General features: G+C 68.2%; 16 protein-coding genes. 14 read left to right on the top strand and 2 right to left on the bottom strand.

Annotated elements, in window-relative coordinates:
* Window positions 1–6: 6 nt before the first annotated feature.
* From EV675_RS10685 to EV675_RS10635, 11 genes are all read left to right on the top strand, one after another.
* A complete protein-coding gene (locus EV675_RS10685) occupies window positions 7–564 on the top strand; it encodes a DUF3305 domain-containing protein (RefSeq protein WP_130357218.1) in 558 nt (185 codons plus the stop codon).
* Entirely contained in the window at window positions 561–1,214 is a 654-nt protein-coding gene (locus EV675_RS10680) for a DUF3306 domain-containing protein (protein ID WP_130357217.1), read from the top strand. Before EV675_RS10685 ends, EV675_RS10680 begins: the two co-directional genes overlap by 4 nt.
* Window positions 1,215–1,234: 20 nt before the next feature.
* The gene (locus EV675_RS10675; RefSeq protein ID WP_130357216.1) at window positions 1,235–3,328 is read left to right on the top strand and encodes a 4Fe-4S dicluster domain-containing protein; all 2,094 of its coding nucleotides are present in this window, start codon (window positions 1,235–1,237) and stop codon (window positions 3,326–3,328) included.
* On the top strand, window positions 3,325–3,954 hold the full coding sequence (locus EV675_RS10670; RefSeq protein WP_130357215.1) for a TorD/DmsD family molecular chaperone: 630 nt from the start codon (window positions 3,325–3,327) through the stop codon (window positions 3,952–3,954). Before EV675_RS10675 ends, EV675_RS10670 begins: the two co-directional genes overlap by 4 nt.
* A gap of 120 nt (window positions 3,955–4,074) precedes the next feature.
* A complete protein-coding gene (locus EV675_RS10665) occupies window positions 4,075–4,281 on the top strand; it encodes a formate dehydrogenase (RefSeq protein WP_165404527.1) in 207 nt (68 codons plus the stop codon).
* A 15-nt stretch (window positions 4,282–4,296) separates the two neighbouring features.
* Entirely contained in the window at window positions 4,297–7,269 is a 2,973-nt protein-coding gene (locus EV675_RS10660; protein WP_130357213.1) for a formate dehydrogenase subunit alpha, read from the top strand.
* A 10-nt stretch (window positions 7,270–7,279) separates the two neighbouring features.
* Window positions 7,280–7,924: a formate dehydrogenase FDH3 subunit beta gene (gene fdh3B, locus EV675_RS10655; protein ID WP_130357212.1), complete on the top strand. Its 645-nt coding sequence runs from the start codon at window positions 7,280–7,282 to the stop codon at window positions 7,922–7,924.
* Entirely contained in the window at window positions 7,924–8,157 is a 234-nt protein-coding gene (locus EV675_RS10650; protein ID WP_130357211.1) for a hypothetical protein, read from the top strand. The genes fdh3B and EV675_RS10650 overlap by 1 nt, the downstream gene beginning before the upstream one ends.
* 12 nt (window positions 8,158–8,169) lie before the next feature.
* Window positions 8,170–9,336 (top strand): formate dehydrogenase subunit gamma, encoded by a 1,167-nt coding sequence (locus tag EV675_RS10645; RefSeq protein WP_130357210.1) that lies wholly within the window; start codon window positions 8,170–8,172, stop codon window positions 9,334–9,336.
* A 29-nt stretch (window positions 9,337–9,365) separates the two neighbouring features.
* On the top strand, window positions 9,366–9,740 hold the full coding sequence (locus EV675_RS10640) for a hypothetical protein (RefSeq protein ID WP_130357209.1): 375 nt from the start codon (window positions 9,366–9,368) through the stop codon (window positions 9,738–9,740).
* A complete protein-coding gene (locus EV675_RS10635) occupies window positions 9,737–10,618 on the top strand; it encodes a formate dehydrogenase accessory sulfurtransferase FdhD (RefSeq protein WP_130357208.1) in 882 nt (293 codons plus the stop codon). Before EV675_RS10640 ends, EV675_RS10635 begins: the two co-directional genes overlap by 4 nt.
* A 10-nt stretch (window positions 10,619–10,628) precedes the next feature.
* Here the strand turns inward: EV675_RS10635 and EV675_RS10630 are convergent, their stop codons facing one another.
* Complete coding sequence (locus EV675_RS10630) at window positions 10,629–11,738, bottom strand: substrate-binding domain-containing protein (protein WP_087837265.1); 1,110 nt, start codon at window positions 11,736–11,738, stop codon at window positions 10,629–10,631.
* 176 nt (window positions 11,739–11,914) lie between these two features.
* On the opposite strand from EV675_RS10630, the gene EV675_RS10625 reads away from it, so the two are divergent.
* Genes EV675_RS10625 through EV675_RS10615 form a run of 3 tightly spaced genes read left to right on the top strand, consistent with a single transcriptional unit; the run spans window position 11,915 to window position 14,264 of the window.
* On the top strand, window positions 11,915–12,658 hold the full coding sequence (locus EV675_RS10625) for an ABC transporter permease (protein WP_087837266.1): 744 nt from the start codon (window positions 11,915–11,917) through the stop codon (window positions 12,656–12,658).
* Window positions 12,655–13,443, top strand: coding sequence for an ABC transporter ATP-binding protein (locus EV675_RS10620; protein ID WP_242621380.1), 789 nt, complete (start codon window positions 12,655–12,657; stop codon window positions 13,441–13,443). The genes EV675_RS10625 and EV675_RS10620 overlap by 4 nt, the downstream gene beginning before the upstream one ends.
* The gene (locus EV675_RS10615) at window positions 13,440–14,264 is read left to right on the top strand and encodes an ABC transporter substrate-binding protein (protein WP_130357207.1); all 825 of its coding nucleotides are present in this window, start codon (window positions 13,440–13,442) and stop codon (window positions 14,262–14,264) included. Before EV675_RS10620 ends, EV675_RS10615 begins: the two co-directional genes overlap by 4 nt.
* 313 nt (window positions 14,265–14,577) lie before the next feature.
* Here the strand turns inward: EV675_RS10615 and EV675_RS10610 are convergent, their stop codons facing one another.
* On the bottom strand, window positions 14,578–15,366 hold the full coding sequence (locus tag EV675_RS10610) for a DNA adenine methylase (RefSeq protein ID WP_130357206.1): 789 nt from the start codon (window positions 15,364–15,366) through the stop codon (window positions 14,578–14,580).
* Window positions 15,367–15,400: the final 34 nt, after the last annotated feature.

Raw genomic sequence — 15,400 nt, 5'->3', positions numbered from 1 at the left:
GCCGCCATGACCAGCCAGGCTCCCCGTATCGACGTCGCCGTGATCATGCGCAAGGAGCGCGTCCACGGCCCGATGAGCCGGTGGCAGCCCTGGCGGTGGACGCTGGCGGACGTGGTGGCCGACGAACCGGCGTTCGGCGGCGCGCCCCACCGGCTGCGCAAGGACGCGCACGGCGAACTCTGGCTGCATCCCGGCTTCGCGGTCGAGCTGTTCAAGGACGATGCCGAGGGCTACTACCTGAACGCCACGACCGAAGCGCCCTGCTGGTTCGTGATGTGGCGCATGGAGGAAACCGCGGGCCTGGACGATGAACCGCTGGCGCGGCCGGAGCTGGTCACCCTCAGCTACTACCACGCGGGCCGCCTGCTGGACGCGCAGGAAACCGTTGAGCAGGTACCCGCCCCCGACGACGTCGTAGGGTGGCTGCGAACCTTCGTGGCGGAGCACTACGTGGCCGAGCCCAAGCGCAAGCGCCGTCCGGTCAGCTTCGTGCCGCTGCAGGACCGCTTCGGCAACCCGGCGTCGGTCAGCACCGGCAGGCGCAAGCACACCGAAGAGCCATGAACGACGACGGCGAAGGCTTCCTCGGCCGCTGGTCGCGGCGCAAGGCGCGGTCCCGGGCGGGCGTGGACGAGTTGCCCGCCGACGCCGACCTCCTGCCCGAAACCGGGGCAGGCCCGCGTGAGGCCGCGCCAGTCGTACCCGCCACGCCATCCGCGCAGGCCCAGGACCGCTCCGCCGACGAAACCACGGCCCCCGCCCGCGCGGCGCATGCTCCGGACGCTGCCGGCCAGCCCGCGCCCGCCCCGACGCGGGAAGACCTGGCCGCGCTGACGCACGACTCCGATTTCTCGCCCTTCATGCGGCCGGCGGTCGAGCCCGACGTCAAGCTGGCCGCGCTCAAGAAGCTTTTCTCCGATCCGCACTACAACGTCATGGACGGGCTGGACGTCTACATCGACGATTATTCCTCGCCCGAGAAGCTGCCCGAATCCACGCTCAGGCAGATGGTCAGCGCGCGCGTGCTGGCCCTGGTCCAGGACGATCCCGCCCCGCCCACCGGCGATGCGGCGCCCGGCCACGACCCCGCAGGCGAGGCGCCGGCCGATGATCGCGCGCGGGGTTCCGTGCTAGAGTCTGGCGCATCCACCGGCCAGACGCCCAGCGACGGCCAGACGCATTTCGACTTTCCCGAGCCCGATTCCTCCAGGTAGCCGGGCTCTCCAGAGCGCCCATGCCTACACTGATCTGCGACTGCAACAAGACCATGCCCCTGGACGCCGACGCGCTCGGCGCGGCGCTGGACGAAAAGCTGGTCCTGCACTCCACGCTCTGCCGCCACGAGGCCGGCGCCTTCCAACAGGCCGTTGGCGGCAGCGCGCCCGTCACCGTCGCCTGTACGCAGGAAAAGCGCCTGTTCGCCCAGATCGGCGAGCACACCGAAGCCGCCGTCGCGCCCGTGCGCTTCGTCAACATCCGTGAAACCGGAGGCTGGAGCCGCGACGCCTCGCAGGCCATGCCCAAGCTGGCCGCGCTGCTGACGGCCGCGCGACTGCCGGATCCCGACCCGGTTCCCACCGTCGGCTATCGCAGCGCTGGGCGGCTGCTGATCGTCGGTCCGCTGGACGAGGCCGAACGCGCCGCGGCCATGCTGGACGACACGCTCGACGTCACGATCTTCGCGCGCGGCCCCGGCGCGGCGGGCGCAAGCCAGGAACGGCGCCATCCCGTGCTGGCCGGCCGCCTGGAATCGCTGCAAGGCTGGCTGGGCGCGTTCGACCTGGCCTGGGTGCAGGACAACCCCATCGACCTCGACCTGTGCACGCGCTGCAATGCCTGCCTTGCCGCGTGCCCCGAAGGCGCGATCGGCCTCGACTACCAGATCGACCGCGACCGCTGCCGCGACCATCGAGCCTGCGTGGCATCCTGTACGACCGCGGGCGCGATCGACTTCGCCCGCGCCCCCGAACGGCAGGAAGCGCGCTTCGACCTGGTCCTGGAACTGGGCGGCCGCACGCTGTTCGAGCAGCATGCGCCGCCGCAAGGCTATTTCGCCTGGAACGGCGCGGATCCGGCTCCGCTCCTGCGCTTGCGCGAGCTCGTCGGCGAATTCGAGAAACCCAAGTTCTTCGACTACAAGCAGTCGCTGTGCGCGCACAGCCGCAACGACACGATCGGCTGCCGCGCCTGCATAGACATCTGCTCGGCCCGCGCCATCGAAAGCGACAAGGCGCGCCAGCAGATCAAGGTCAATCCCAACCTGTGCGTGGGCTGCGGCGCCTGTACCACCGCGTGCCCGACCGGCGCGATCACCTACGCCTATCCGCGCATGACGGACCAGGGCGCGGTGCTGCGCACGCTGCTGTCCACCTACGCGCGGGCGGGCGGCCAGGCGCCGGTCGTGCTGGTGCACAGCCAGGAGGCCGGCCGCGCGATGGTCGAACGCCTGGGCCGCGATGCCAGCCTGGGCAGGCTCCACGGCGTGCCCGCCAACGTCATTCCGCTGGCCGTCTGGCATACCGCCAGCCTCGGGCTGGACGCGTGGCTGGGCGCCATCGCGCTGGGCGCCTCGCAAATCGCCATCCTGGCCACGGCCGAGGAAGCACCCCAGTACCTGGACAACCTGGCCGCGCAACTCGCGGTGGGCCAGGCCATCCTGGACGGCCTGGGCTACCCGGGACCGCACCTGCACCTGCTGCGGCCCGATACACCGCAGGCGCTGGACGCGGCGCTGCGCGAACTGGCGGCGCGCCGCCCCGGCGTGCCGGCCGCGCCGGCGCGCTTCGCCATGGTGCGCGAGAAACGCAGCACGCTGGACTTCGCGCTGGACCATCTGATCGCCCATGCCCCCGCCGCGCGGGACGAGATCGCCCTGCCCGGCGGCCCGCCGGGCAGCGGCTCGCCCATCGGCGGCCTGGCCATCGACAAGGACGCCTGTACGCTGTGCATGAGCTGCGTGGGCGCCTGTCCGTCCAGCGCCCTGCTCGACAACCCGGACGCGCCGCAGTTGCGCTTCCTGGAAAAGAACTGCGTGCAGTGCGGCCTGTGCGTCGAGACCTGTCCCGAGAACGCGCTGGCCCTGGTGCCGCGCCTGCTGCCCACGGCCGAGCGCGCCCGGGCGCGCGTGCTGAACGAGACGGCGCCCTACCACTGCGTGCGCTGCAACAAGCCCTTCGGCACGCAGAAGGCGATCGAGGCCATGCTGGCCCGGCTGGGCGGCCATCCGATGTTCCAGGGCGCCGGCCTGGAACGGCTGAAAATGTGCGGCGACTGCCGCGTGATCGACCTGTACTCGGGCGCCAACCAGACGCGCATCACGGACCTATGAACGCATCCATCTCCCCCGCCGACATCGGCTCGGCCTCGCTCGACGAGGAGATCGCCCGGGCCGAACTCTATGGCGTGCTGGCACGCCTGTTCTACGCGCCGCCCGACGCCGCCTTCGCGGCCAGCCTGCGCGCGGCGGCCACCGAGGCCCCCATGGCGGGCGCCTTCCTGGAAACCCCGTGGCGCGACCTCGTGGCCGCCGCCCAGTCCGCCGACGACACGGCGCTGCGCGACGAATACGAAACCCTGTTCGGCGGCCTGGGCAAGCCCGAGGTCTACCTGTACGGGTCGCACTACCTGAACGGCTTCCTGAACGAGAAATCGCTGGTCGGCCTGCGGAACGACCTCGCCGCGCTGGGCCTTGCGCGGGATCCGGCCATGCCCGAGACCGAGGATCACATCGCCTACCTGTGCGAGGTCATGCGCTACCTGATCGCCGGGGACGACGCCGGCCAGTGCCACCTGGCCAACCAGCGGAAATTCTTCGGCAATCACCTGCTGCCGTGGGTGCCCGCCATGTGCGACGCCCTGTCGGCCCACCCGCGCGCCCGCTTCTACGCGGCGCTGGGCGAATTCACGCGGGCCTTCGCCAGCGTGGAGGCGCAGGGCTTCGACATGCTGCCCTGAACTCGCCACGGTCGAGGGTATACCCGAGGCACAGAGAGGCCCGCGGCATTGCCTGTAACCGGTTACCGGGGGTACAGTATGCACAACACTTCATATCTGCCAGCCCCAACGGAGACAGAGATGCCCAAGACCGCCGCCAACCTATCCCGCCGGGGCTTCTTCGTAGGCGCCGCCACCGCGGGCGCCGCTGCCGTCGGCGCGGCCGTCGCGCCCTCGCTGCGCCCCGACCCGGCTCCCCAGGCAGCCGCCAGGCCCGCCCCCGAACGGGGCGGCGGCTACAGCGTGACCGATCACGTCAAGCGCTACTACAAGTCCACGCTGGTCTAACCACCGGAGCACGGCATGTTGCTGACCAAGAAAACGGGCGCCGGCGACTCCGGCGCAGCTTCCTCCTCGTTCGTCCACAGCCTGCGCCGCGGCATGGCCCACGCGCTGCCCACCATGGACCGCCGCACCTTCCTGCGCCGCTCCGGCCTGGGCGTGGGCGCGGGGCTCGCCGCCACGCAGCTCGGCCTGGTCCGGAAGGCCGGCGCGGCCGACGGCGACCAGAAGGCCGGCATGGGCAAAGGCAAGGTCGCAGTCAGGCGCACCGTCTGTACGCACTGTTCGGTGGGCTGTTCGATCGACGCCGTGGTCGAGAACGGCGTCTGGGTCCGCCAGGAACCGGTGTTCGATTCGCCCATCAACCTGGGCGCGCACTGCGCCAAGGGCGCCTCGGTGCGCGAGCACGGCCACGGCGAGCACCGCCTGCGCTATCCGATGAAGCTGGTCGACGGCAAGTACCAGCGCATCAGCTGGGACACCGCGCTCGAGGAAATCTCGGCCCGCATGCTCCAGTTGCGCAAGGAAAGCGGCCCGGATTCGGTCTACGTGATCGGCTCGTCCAAGCACAACAACGAGCAGTCCTATCTGCTGCGCAAGTTCATGAGCTTCTGGGGCAGCAACAACTGCGACCACCAGGCGCGCATCTGCCACTCGACCACGGTCGCCGGCGTAGCCAATACCTGGGGCTACGGGGCCATGACCAACTCGTACAACGACATGCAGAACTCCAAGGCTGCGTTGTACATCGGCTCGAACGCCGCCGAAGCCCACCCGGTGTCCATGCTGCACCTGCTGCACGCCAAGGAAAAGGGCTGCAAGGTCATCGTCGCCGACCCCCGCTTCACCCGCACGGCCGCCAAGGCCGACCACTACGTCCGCATCCGTTCCGGCACCGACATCCCCTTCCTGTTCGGCGTGCTGTATCACATCTTCAAGAACGGCTGGGAAGACAAGAAGTACATCAACGACCGCGTCTACGGCATGGACCAGGTCAAGGCCGACGTCCTGGCCAAGTGGACGCCGGACAAGGTCCTGGACGCCTGCGGCGTGGACGAGGCCACCTGCTACAACGTTGCCAAGACCATGGCCGAGAACCGCCCCAGCACGCTGGTGTGGTGCATGGGCCAGACCCAGCACAGCATCGGCAACGCCATGGTGCGGGCCTCCTGCATCGTGCAGCTCGCGCTGGGCAACGTCGGCGTCTCGGGCGGCGGGGCCAACATCTTCCGCGGGCATGACAACGTGCAGGGCGCGACCGACATCGGCCCCAACCCCGATTCGCTGCCTGGGTACTACGGCCTGGCCGAAGGCTCGTGGCGCCACTTCGCCAAGGTCTGGGACGTCGACTACGACTGGATCAAGGGCCGCTACGCCTCGCCCGCGATGATGACCAAGTCGGGCATCACCGTCTCGCGCTGGATAGACGGCGTGCTGGAAAAGAACGACGTCATCGACCAGGACTCCAACCTGCGCGCCGTCTTCTACTGGGGCCATGCGCCCAACTCGCAGACGCGCGGCCTGGAAATGAAGCGGGCCATGGACAAGCTCGACCTGCTGGTCGTGGTCGATCCGTACCCGTCGGCCACCGCCGCGATGGCGGCCATGCCCGGCAAGAGCGAAGACCTGAACCCCAACCGCGCAGTCTACCTGCTGCCCGCGGCCACGCAGTTCGAAACCAGCGGCTCCTGTACCGCCTCGAACCGCTCGCTGCAATGGCGCGAGAAGGTCATCGATCCGCTGTGGGACAGCCGCACCGACCACATGATCATGTACCAGCTCGCGCAGAAACTCGGCTTCGGCGCCGAACTGTGCAAGAACTACAAGATGCAGAAGGTCAAGGGCCAGGACGAGCCCGTGATCGAGGACATCCTGCGCGAGATCAACCGCAGCAACTGGACCATCGGCTACACCGGCCAGAGCCCGGAACGGCTCAAGGCCCACATGCGGCTGATGCACGCCTTCGACGTCAAGACCCTGCGCGCCAAGGGCAGCGTGGTCGACAAGGAAACCGGCTACGACATCCAGGGCGACTACTTCGGCCTGCCGTGGCCCTGCTTCGGCACGCCCGAGCTCAAGCACCCCGGCTCGCCCAACCTGTACGACACGTCCCGCCACGTCATGGACGGCGGCGGCAACTTCCGCGCCAACTTCGGCGTGGAACGCAACGGCGTCAACCTGCTGGCCGAGGACGGCTCGCACTCCAAGGGCGCCGACATCCCCACCGGCTATCCGGAATTCGACCACGTGCTGATGAAGAAGCTCGGCTGGTGGGACGAACTGACCGACGCCGAGAAGGCCGCGGCCGAGGGCAAGAACTGGAAGACCGACCTGTCCGGCGGCATCATCCGCGTGGTGATGAAGAACCACGGCTGCCACCCCTTCGGCAACGCCAAGGCGCGCGCGGTGGTCTGGAACTTCCCCGACCCCATCCCGCAGCACCGCGAACCGATCTACGGCACGCGTCCGGACCTCGTCGCCAAGTACCCCACCCACGACGACATGAAGACCTTCTGGCGCCTGCCGACGCTGTACAAGTCGCTGCAGCAGAAGAACGTGGACGACAAGCTGTACGAGAAATTCCCCATCATCCTGACCTCCGGCCGCCTGACCGAATACGAGGGCGGCGGCGACGAGACCCGCTCCAACCCCTGGCTAGCCGAGCTGCAGCAGGAAAGCTTCGTCGAGATCAACCCGAAGGCGGCGGCCGAGCGCGGCATCACCAACGGCTCGCGCTGCTGGGTGGTCACGCCCACCGGCGCGCGGCTCAACGTGCAGGCCCTGGTCACCGAACGGGTCGGACCGGACACCGCCTTCATGCCCTTCCACTTCGCCGGCCGCTGGCAGGGCAAGGACCTGCTGGCCTACTACCCCGAGGGCGCGGCCCCCATCGTGCGCGGCGAGGCGGTCAATACCGGCACCACCTACGGCTACGACAGCGTCACCATGATGCAGGAAACCAAGACCACCATCTGCAACATCGAGAAGGCATAAGGAGCGCGCCATGGCCAGAATGAAGTTCATCTGCGATGCGGAGCGCTGCATCGAATGCAATGCCTGCGTCACCGCCTGCAAGAACGAGCACGAGGTGCCGTGGGGCGTGAACCGCCGCCGCGTGGTCACGCTGAACGACGGCGTGCCGGGCGAGAAATCCATCTCGGTGGCCTGCATGCACTGCAGCGACGCGCCCTGCATGGCGGTCTGCCCCGTCAACTGCTTCTACCACACCGACGAAGGCGTGGTGCTGCACAACAAGGACACCTGCATAGGCTGCGGCTATTGCTCGTACGCCTGTCCGTTCGGTGCCCCGCAGTTCCCCTCGCAGGGCACCTTCGGCGTGCGCGGCAAGATGGACAAGTGCACCTTCTGCGCCGGCGGCCCCGAGGCCCATGGCAGCGAGGAAGAGTTCAAGAAATACGGCCGCAACCGGCTGGCCGAAGGCAAGCTGCCCGCCTGTGCCGAGATGTGCTCGACCAAGGCGCTGCTGGGCGGCGACGGCGACGTGATCGCCGACATCTTCCGCACCCGCGTCGTCGCGCGCGGCAAGGGCGCCGAAGTCTGGGGCTGGGGCACCGCCTACGGCTCCAAGCAGGCCGGCCAGCCGCCGCAGAATCCCCAGCCGGGCGGTACCACCACCGGAGGCAAGTGATGAAAGCCAGCGTCTTTCTCGCCATCCTGCTCGTTTTCGGCACCGCGGCCTGCACCGAACGGGACCAGTCGCTCTACCAGGGCAAGGTCCAGAACGGCGAGCCCGCGTACAAGGGCACCGGCGTTTCGGCCTTCACCGCGCCGGGCTGGACCCCGGGCGACCGGAACAGCTGGGAACAGGAACTCAAGACCCGGGCCCAGCAAGGCCAGAACGAATACAACCGGGTGAACTGACCGGAGGTCGCCATGATACGGTCGCTACTCGCCACGCTCGCGCTGTCCGGCGCCATGCTGGCATCTCCCGCCGGCTTCGCGGCGGATGCCGCGCAGCCCCCCGCCGGCACCTCGATGGGCGCCATCCAGAGCGCCAACATCTTCGAGGTCAAGCCCGACGCCAGTCAGGATCCGGGCTATGCCGACCAGACCAACGCCGAGCGCGCCAAGGTCCAGCCGGGCAACAACGCGCCGAACTGGCGCCTGGTCAATTCCGGCCAACCCGGCTATAGCAGCCTGCCGCACAGCCAGGCCCCGGAAGCCGGCGTGCTGATCCAGCGCTTCGTGCAGTACCCCGGCTCGAAATACACCTCGGCCGGCGAAGCCTGGCGGCAGGTGCGCAACGACTGGCTGATCCCCTACGGCGGCTCGCTGCTGCTGATCGTGCTGGTGGCCATCGCGCTGTTCTATTTCACCAAGGGCCCGCTGACCGTCCACGGCGCAGAGACCGGCCGCAAGATCGAACGCTTCACGTATTTCGAGCGGGCGGCCCACTGGGTCAATGCCGCCGCATTCGTGATACTGGCGATCTCGGGCCTGATCATGGCCTTCGGCAAGTTCTTCCTGCTGCCCATCATGGGCAGCGCCCTGTTCGGCTGGATGACCTGGCTGCTCAAGACCGCCCACAACTTCGTGGGCCCGCTGTTCGCGGTTTCGCTGGTGGTGGTCTTCCTGACCTTCATCCGCGACAACCTGCCCACGCGCGACGACATGGTCTGGCTGCGCAAGGGCGGCGGGCTGTTCAACGGCCAGCACGTGCCCACCGGCCGCTTCAATGCCGGGGAAAAACTCGTGTTCTGGGGCGGCGTGCTGTTCCTGGGCTTCATCGTCATCGGCTCCGGGCTGGTGCTGGACCGGGTCATCCCCGGCCTGGTCTACACCCGCGGCACCATGCAGGTCGCCCACATGGTCCACGCCGTGGCGACCATCCTGATGATGTGCATGTTCCTGGGCCACATCTACCTGGGCACCCTGGGCATGAAGGGCGCCTACAAGGCCATGAAGACCGGCTACGTGGACGAGGCCTGGGCCCGTGAGCACCACGAACTCTGGTACAACGACATCCAGGCGGGCAAGATCCCCGCCCAGCGCACCCAGCCTGCGCAGAAGAAGCCGGACACCCGGCCGGCAAACGCCTGACCCCGTCGGCCTCGACCAGGAGATTCCGCATGAAAACCGCTCTCGCGCTGCTGCTGGCCGTCTTCTCCACCGCGGCCATGGCCAAGCTCCCGCCGCCCAGCCCCGAGGCCCAGGCCAAGGCGGCCGAGGCCGCCGCGCGTACCGCCTGGACCGGCAAGGTCGACGGCTACAAGCTCTGCCAGGCGCAGAACAAGACCGCGGCCGCCTATTTCGCCAGCGCGCGCGCCGCCGGCAAGTCCGTGCACGAGCCCGCGTCCACGCCGCCTTGCGCCGATCCGGGCCCGTTCGTCTACACGCCGCCCGAGGCCAAGCCGCTGGAAGCCGCCGGCGCGCACTCTCCTTCGGAAACGGCCAAGGCGCCGCACAACACCGCCGCGCCCGACGCCGCCACGCCCAAGCAGTGACCGCGTCGTCCCGCCACCGTCCTTTCCTGACCGACGCCCGGGCGCCGCTGACGCGCGAGATCGCCGTCGTCAATGAACATGGCCTGAGCGACACGGTTTCCATCCCGGCCGAACGGTCGCTGACCGTCTACGTCGACAAGCGCGAACTGGTCACGCTGATGACCCTGGGCGCCATGCCCGAACTGCTGGTGCTGGGCTATCTGCGCAACCAGCGCCTGGTCCGCTCCATCGACGAGGTCGAGGCGGTCACGGTCGATTGGGAAGTCCAGGCGGCGGCCGTGCAGACACGCCACGGCATCCGGGATCTGGAAGCCCGCACTTCCCAGCGCGTGGTCACCACGGGCTGCGGCCAGGGCAGCGTCTTCGGCGGATTGATGGACGAGATCGACGAGATCCGCCTGCCCGACGACGCACGGCTCACCCAGGGCCAGCTCTACGGCCTGCTGGATGCCATCCGGCAGCAGGAGACCACCTACAAGTCCGCCGGCTCCGTGCACGGATGCGCGCTGTTCCAGGGCGAGCGCATGCTGATGTTCGTCGAGGACGTCGGGCGCCACAATGCCATCGATACTATCGCCGGATGGATGTGGCTGCAGGACCCGGCCCGGATGGCGGGCCGCGACAAGGTGTTCTACACCACGGGCCGGCTTACCAGCGAGATGATCATCAAGGCGGCGCAGATGGGCATTCCCATCGTCGTCTCGCGCAGCGGCATCACGCAGATGGGTTTCGAACTGGCCGAGCGGCTGGGCCTGTGCGCGATCGGCCGCGCCACCAACAAGCATTTCCTCTGCTATACGGCGCCCTGGCGGCTGGTCCTGCAGCCGGAACTGGCCACCGCGCCCCGCCCGGTTCGAGCCGCGCCGCAGGACGCCTGACCGGACCGCCTCAGCCGCGCTTGCCGGCCTTGGGCGTGCGGAAATTCCACCAGGGCAGCACGCGCCGCATCGACAGCACCTCGCCGCTTTGCTGCGGCCGGTACCCCGGCATGGCCGCCAGCCTGCGCTGCCAGGCCTCGCTGCGCAGGATGCCCAGCAAGGCTTGCGTGGACGGCAGTTCCAGCGTGGACTTCAGGCACACCAGGAAATAGTTTTCGGACACCAGCGGAATGAAATCCAGCCGGCTGGCCCGGGCGGCGACCTCGATGCCCAGGCCCGCGTCCGCGGCGCCCGAGGCGACCGCGTGCGCCACCGCCGTGTGCGACGGCTCGGTATGGGCGTAGCCCTGGATGGCCGACGGCGGCAAGGCCTGCCTGGCCAGCAGTTCATCCAGCAGCACGCGCGTGCCCGTGCCCAGCGGGCGATTCACGAAACGCACGTCGGGCCGCGCGAGATCGGCCAGCGAGGCGATGCCCAGCGGGTTGCCCCGCGCCACCATCAGCCCCTGGCTGCGTCGCGCGAAGCCGATGATCTTGTGCTGGCCGGGTTCGAGCAGCGGCTTGTAGGTGCGCTCGGCCAGCGAGCCCGGCGGAGAATCGGCGGGGGCATGAAAGCCCGCCATCACGCACCGGCCTTCGTTCAAGGCCTTGATCGCGTCGACGCTGCCGGTGAAGCGTATGTCCAGGTGCAGCTTGTCGCTGGCCACGGCGTGCTCGCGCAGCGACGCCAGCGCGTCGTCGTGGCTGGCATGCAGGGCGACCACGTGGGCCGCGTCGTCGAAAGCGACCGCGAAGGCCCGCTCCAGGTCGGCATACAGGGCGCCGATCTGCGGCGCCAACCGCGCCTGCGCCTGCCGCTCGGCCCACAGCAGCTTGTTGCCGAATTCGGTCAGCCGCGCGGGCTGGCCCTTGTCCCAGACCACCAGCGCGTGTCCGAGCTGTTTCTCCCAGCGTTTGAGTTCGCCCCATACGTGGCGATAGGACAGGTCCAGGGCCTTGGCGGCGGCCGAGATCGAGCCCTGTTCGCGGATGGCATGCAGCAGGTCCATCAGCGGATTGCGGATGGAGGCGGCATGGGCGCGCGGTACGCCAAAGGTATAGGAAAGCTCGATCTGATGCACTGCTGGAGTATAGCCCCCCCTACCCGCTTGCGTGGGCCCCCTCAAGGGGGCGAAACCGGCGGACTGGCAAAGCCAGATCCGCGGTTTCCTTGGTGTGTCCGGCGCCTATGCAAACTACTTCATATCGCTTCGTCTGTTCCACTCCGTTACGCTGGGGCGGCACATTTGAAGACGGCATGAACACTCTTGCGGAAAGCGCGGTCACAGCGCTGCGCCTCATCACCTCTCTCGATCCCGTCCTGCTCGACATCGTCAGGTTGTCGCTGGCGGTCAGTGCCTGTGCCTGTCTGCTGGCCTGTGCCGCCGGGCTGCTGCTGGGGGCATGGCTGGGGGTGGCGCGATTCCCGGGACGGGGGGCCGTGCTGACGCTGCTCAACACCATGCTCGCCTTGCCCTCCGTCGTGGTGGGGCTGCTGGTCTACCTGCTGCTGTCGCGTTCGGGGCCGCTGGGCTTTCTGGGCTGGATGTTCTCGTTCCAGGCCATGGTGGTGGCGCAGTCCATCCTGGTGCTGCCGGTGGTCATGGCGTTGACGCGGCAGGTGGTCGAGGATGCCGACCGCAGCCATGGCGAGCAGTTGCGTTCGCTGGGCGCGGGCACCTTCATGCGCGGGCTGCTGCTGACCTGGGACGAGCGTTTCGCGCTGCTGACCATCCTCATCGCGGCATTCGGCCGGGCGGTCTCGGAAGTGGGCGCCGTGATGGTCGTCGGCGGCAACATCGAGGGCTACACGCGGGTCATGACGACGGCCATCGCGCTCGAGACCAGCAAGGGCGACCTGCCCCTGGCCGTGGCGCTGGGCATGGTGCTGCTGGCCGTGGTGCTGCTGCTGAACACGCTGATCTCGCTGGTGCGCCGCTGGCGCGAACGGCGCGACGCGGGCCTGTCCGCGTGGCTGCGCATGCCGGGTCCGGCCGCATGAAACGCGTGGCCTCGATCATGCCCCTGGACGCCGACCCGGCCCTCGCGATTCCGGCCGCGGCGGACGTGCGGGAGCCAGCCCCTGCGCCGGCCCTGTTCTCGCTGCGCGACGTCGATCTGCACTACGGGCGGGTGCGCGCGCTGCACGGGGTCGACCTGTCCATCCACGCGGGCGAGCGCGTCGCCCTGGTCGGTACGAACGGCAGCGGCAAGAGCACGCTGCTGCGCGTGCTGCACGGCCTGCTCGCCCCCACTTCGGGCACCGTCTCCTGCCTGCCGCGCAACCGGCAGGCCCTGGTGTTCCAGCGGCCGCACATGCTGCGCACCTCGGTACGGAACAACGTCGCGCTGGGACTGTGGCTGCGAGGCATGGGATGGCGCCAGGCGCGGCAGTCCGCGGTGGACGCGCTGGCGCGCGTCGACATGGCCGAACTGGCCGGCCGCAACGCCAAGGCGCTGTCCGGCGGGCAGCAGCAGCGCGTGGCGCTGGCCCAGGCCTGGGCCATGGATGCGGACGCTCTCCTGCTGGACGAACCCACCGCCAATCTCGATCCGCACGCCAAGCGCGAGGTGGAAGCCTTGATGCAGGAATTCGCGCAGCCGCGCTCGGGACGCACCATGACCATGGTGTTCAGCAGCCACAACCTGGGCCAGGTCAAGCGCCTGGCCAGCCGCGTGGTCTATCTGGAACGGGGCCGCGTGCTGGCGGACCTTCCCGTCCACGCCTTCTTCAACGGGCCGCTGCCCGAGGAAGCCGGTCTTTTCGTCAAAGGAGAAAAAATATGAAGCTCTTCCATCGCCTGCGTCCGCTGGTCCTGGGCTGCCTGCTGCCCGCGGCCGCCGCCCTGGCCAGCCTGCCCGCGGCGGCCGAGACCATCGTCATGGCCTCGACCACGTCCACCGAGCAGTCCGGCCTGTTCGCCCACCTGCTGCCGGCCTTCAAGAAGGCCAGCGGCATCGACATCAAGGTGGTCGCACAGGGTACGGGCCAGGCGCTGGACACCGGCCGGCGCGGGGACGCCGACGTGCTGTTCGTGCACGACCAGGCCGCCGAGGAGAAATTCATCGCCGAGGGCTACGGCGTCAAGCGCTACCCGGTCATGTACAACGACTTCGTGCTGATCGGCCCCGCCGCCGATCCCGCCGGCGTCAAGGGCAAGGACATCGTCCAGGCGCTGAAGAAGCTGTCGGCGGCAAACGCCGAGTTCATCTCCCGCGGCGACAAGAGCGGCACGCACTCGGCCGAGCTGCGCTACTGGAAGGAAGCCGGCCTGGACGACAAGAAGGGCAGCGGCTACAGGGCCTGCGGCTGCGGCATGGGCCCCGCGCTGAACATGGCGTCCTCCACCGGCGCCTACGTGCTGTCGGACCGAGGCACCTGGCTCAGCTTCAAGAACCGGGGCAAGCTGGCCGTGCTCGTGGAAGGGGACGAACGCCTGTTCAACCAATATGGGGTGATGGTGGTCAATCCGGCCAAGCATCCGCACGTCAAAGCCGCGGCCGCCCAGAAGTTCGTCGACTGGGTCATTTCCCCCGCCGGCCAGCAGACCATCGCCAGCTACAAGATCGACGGCCAGCAGTTGTTCTTCCCCAACGCCAAGCCATGACGGCCGGCCCGGCCCAGCCGCCGGGCCTTGCCACGCATTCCTGCGGAGCGGCCTTTCCAGGCCGCTTTTTTTGTCCTTCGCAAGCTGTCCCGAACGATCCGACTCTTACAACTTCCCCATTGAAATAGAATTGATAATAATTATCATTAAAAGATTTATTTCCACCCACGTCGGACGTCGTTCCCATGCCATCCTTCTCCACCCCACTGCGCCGCGCGGGCCTGGCCGCTGAAGCGCCGCGCGATATAAGCGGCCCGATTGGTGCGATAAATCTCCGGTCGAGGGATTTCACCACCAGTAACCTAATTCCACGCTAGAAAAGCCCGGCCGGCTCGGCGTCCCGGTCCCAGCTGTAGATAATCAGCTCGCGCCGGTCGGCCGCCTTGCCAACTGCCAGCGTGTACGAGATGTCGACGGCCTCCATCTGGAACCCCTGGAACGCCCGCCGGACGTCCGGATGGTCGTTCAGGCTAACCAGCGCTTTTCCCTTCAGGGACCTGAGCACATCGGCCATGCGCTCGTACTGCTCCCAGGCGAACGCCACGCCATAGCCCTCGGTCTCCCAGTACGGCGGATCCATGTAGAAGAAGCTGTGGGGGCGATCGTAGCGCTGGATGCACTCCTGCCAGTCCAGGTTCTCGATATAGGCGCTGGCCAGGCGCAAATGCGCTGCGCTCAGGTTCTCCTCGATCCTAAGCAGGTTGACCGGCGGCGCCGTAGTCGCAGTGCCCCACGACTGGCTCTCGACCCGCCCACCGAACGCGTTGTGCTGTAGGTAGAAGAACCTGGCCGCCCGCTGGATGTCCGTCAGCGTCGCCGGCACGGTCAGCTGCAGCCACTTGAACATCTCCCGGCTGGCCAGGGACCATTTGAACTGCCTGACGAACTCCTCGAGGTGGTGCTTGACGACCCGGTACAGGTTCACCAGCTCGCCGTTGACATCGTTGATGACCTCCACCTCGGCCGGGTGCCTCAGGAAATAGAGCGCGGCCCCGCCGGCGAACACCTCGACGTAGCAGGTATGGGGCGGGAAGCGGGTGAGCAGCGTGTCGGCCAGGCGGCGCTTGCCGCCCAGCCACGGGATGATCGGTTGAGGGTTCATTCTTGCAAGCCTATTTCGTAGGTTGAAATATTTC

It is taken from the genome of Pigmentiphaga kullae (genome assembly GCF_004216695.1).
In the GTDB taxonomy this organism is placed as follows: Bacteria; Pseudomonadota; Gammaproteobacteria; order Burkholderiales; family Burkholderiaceae_B; genus Pigmentiphaga; species Pigmentiphaga kullae.
The sequence above is the reverse complement of the archived record's forward strand: the minus strand, read 5'-3'. Positions and strand labels throughout refer to the sequence as shown.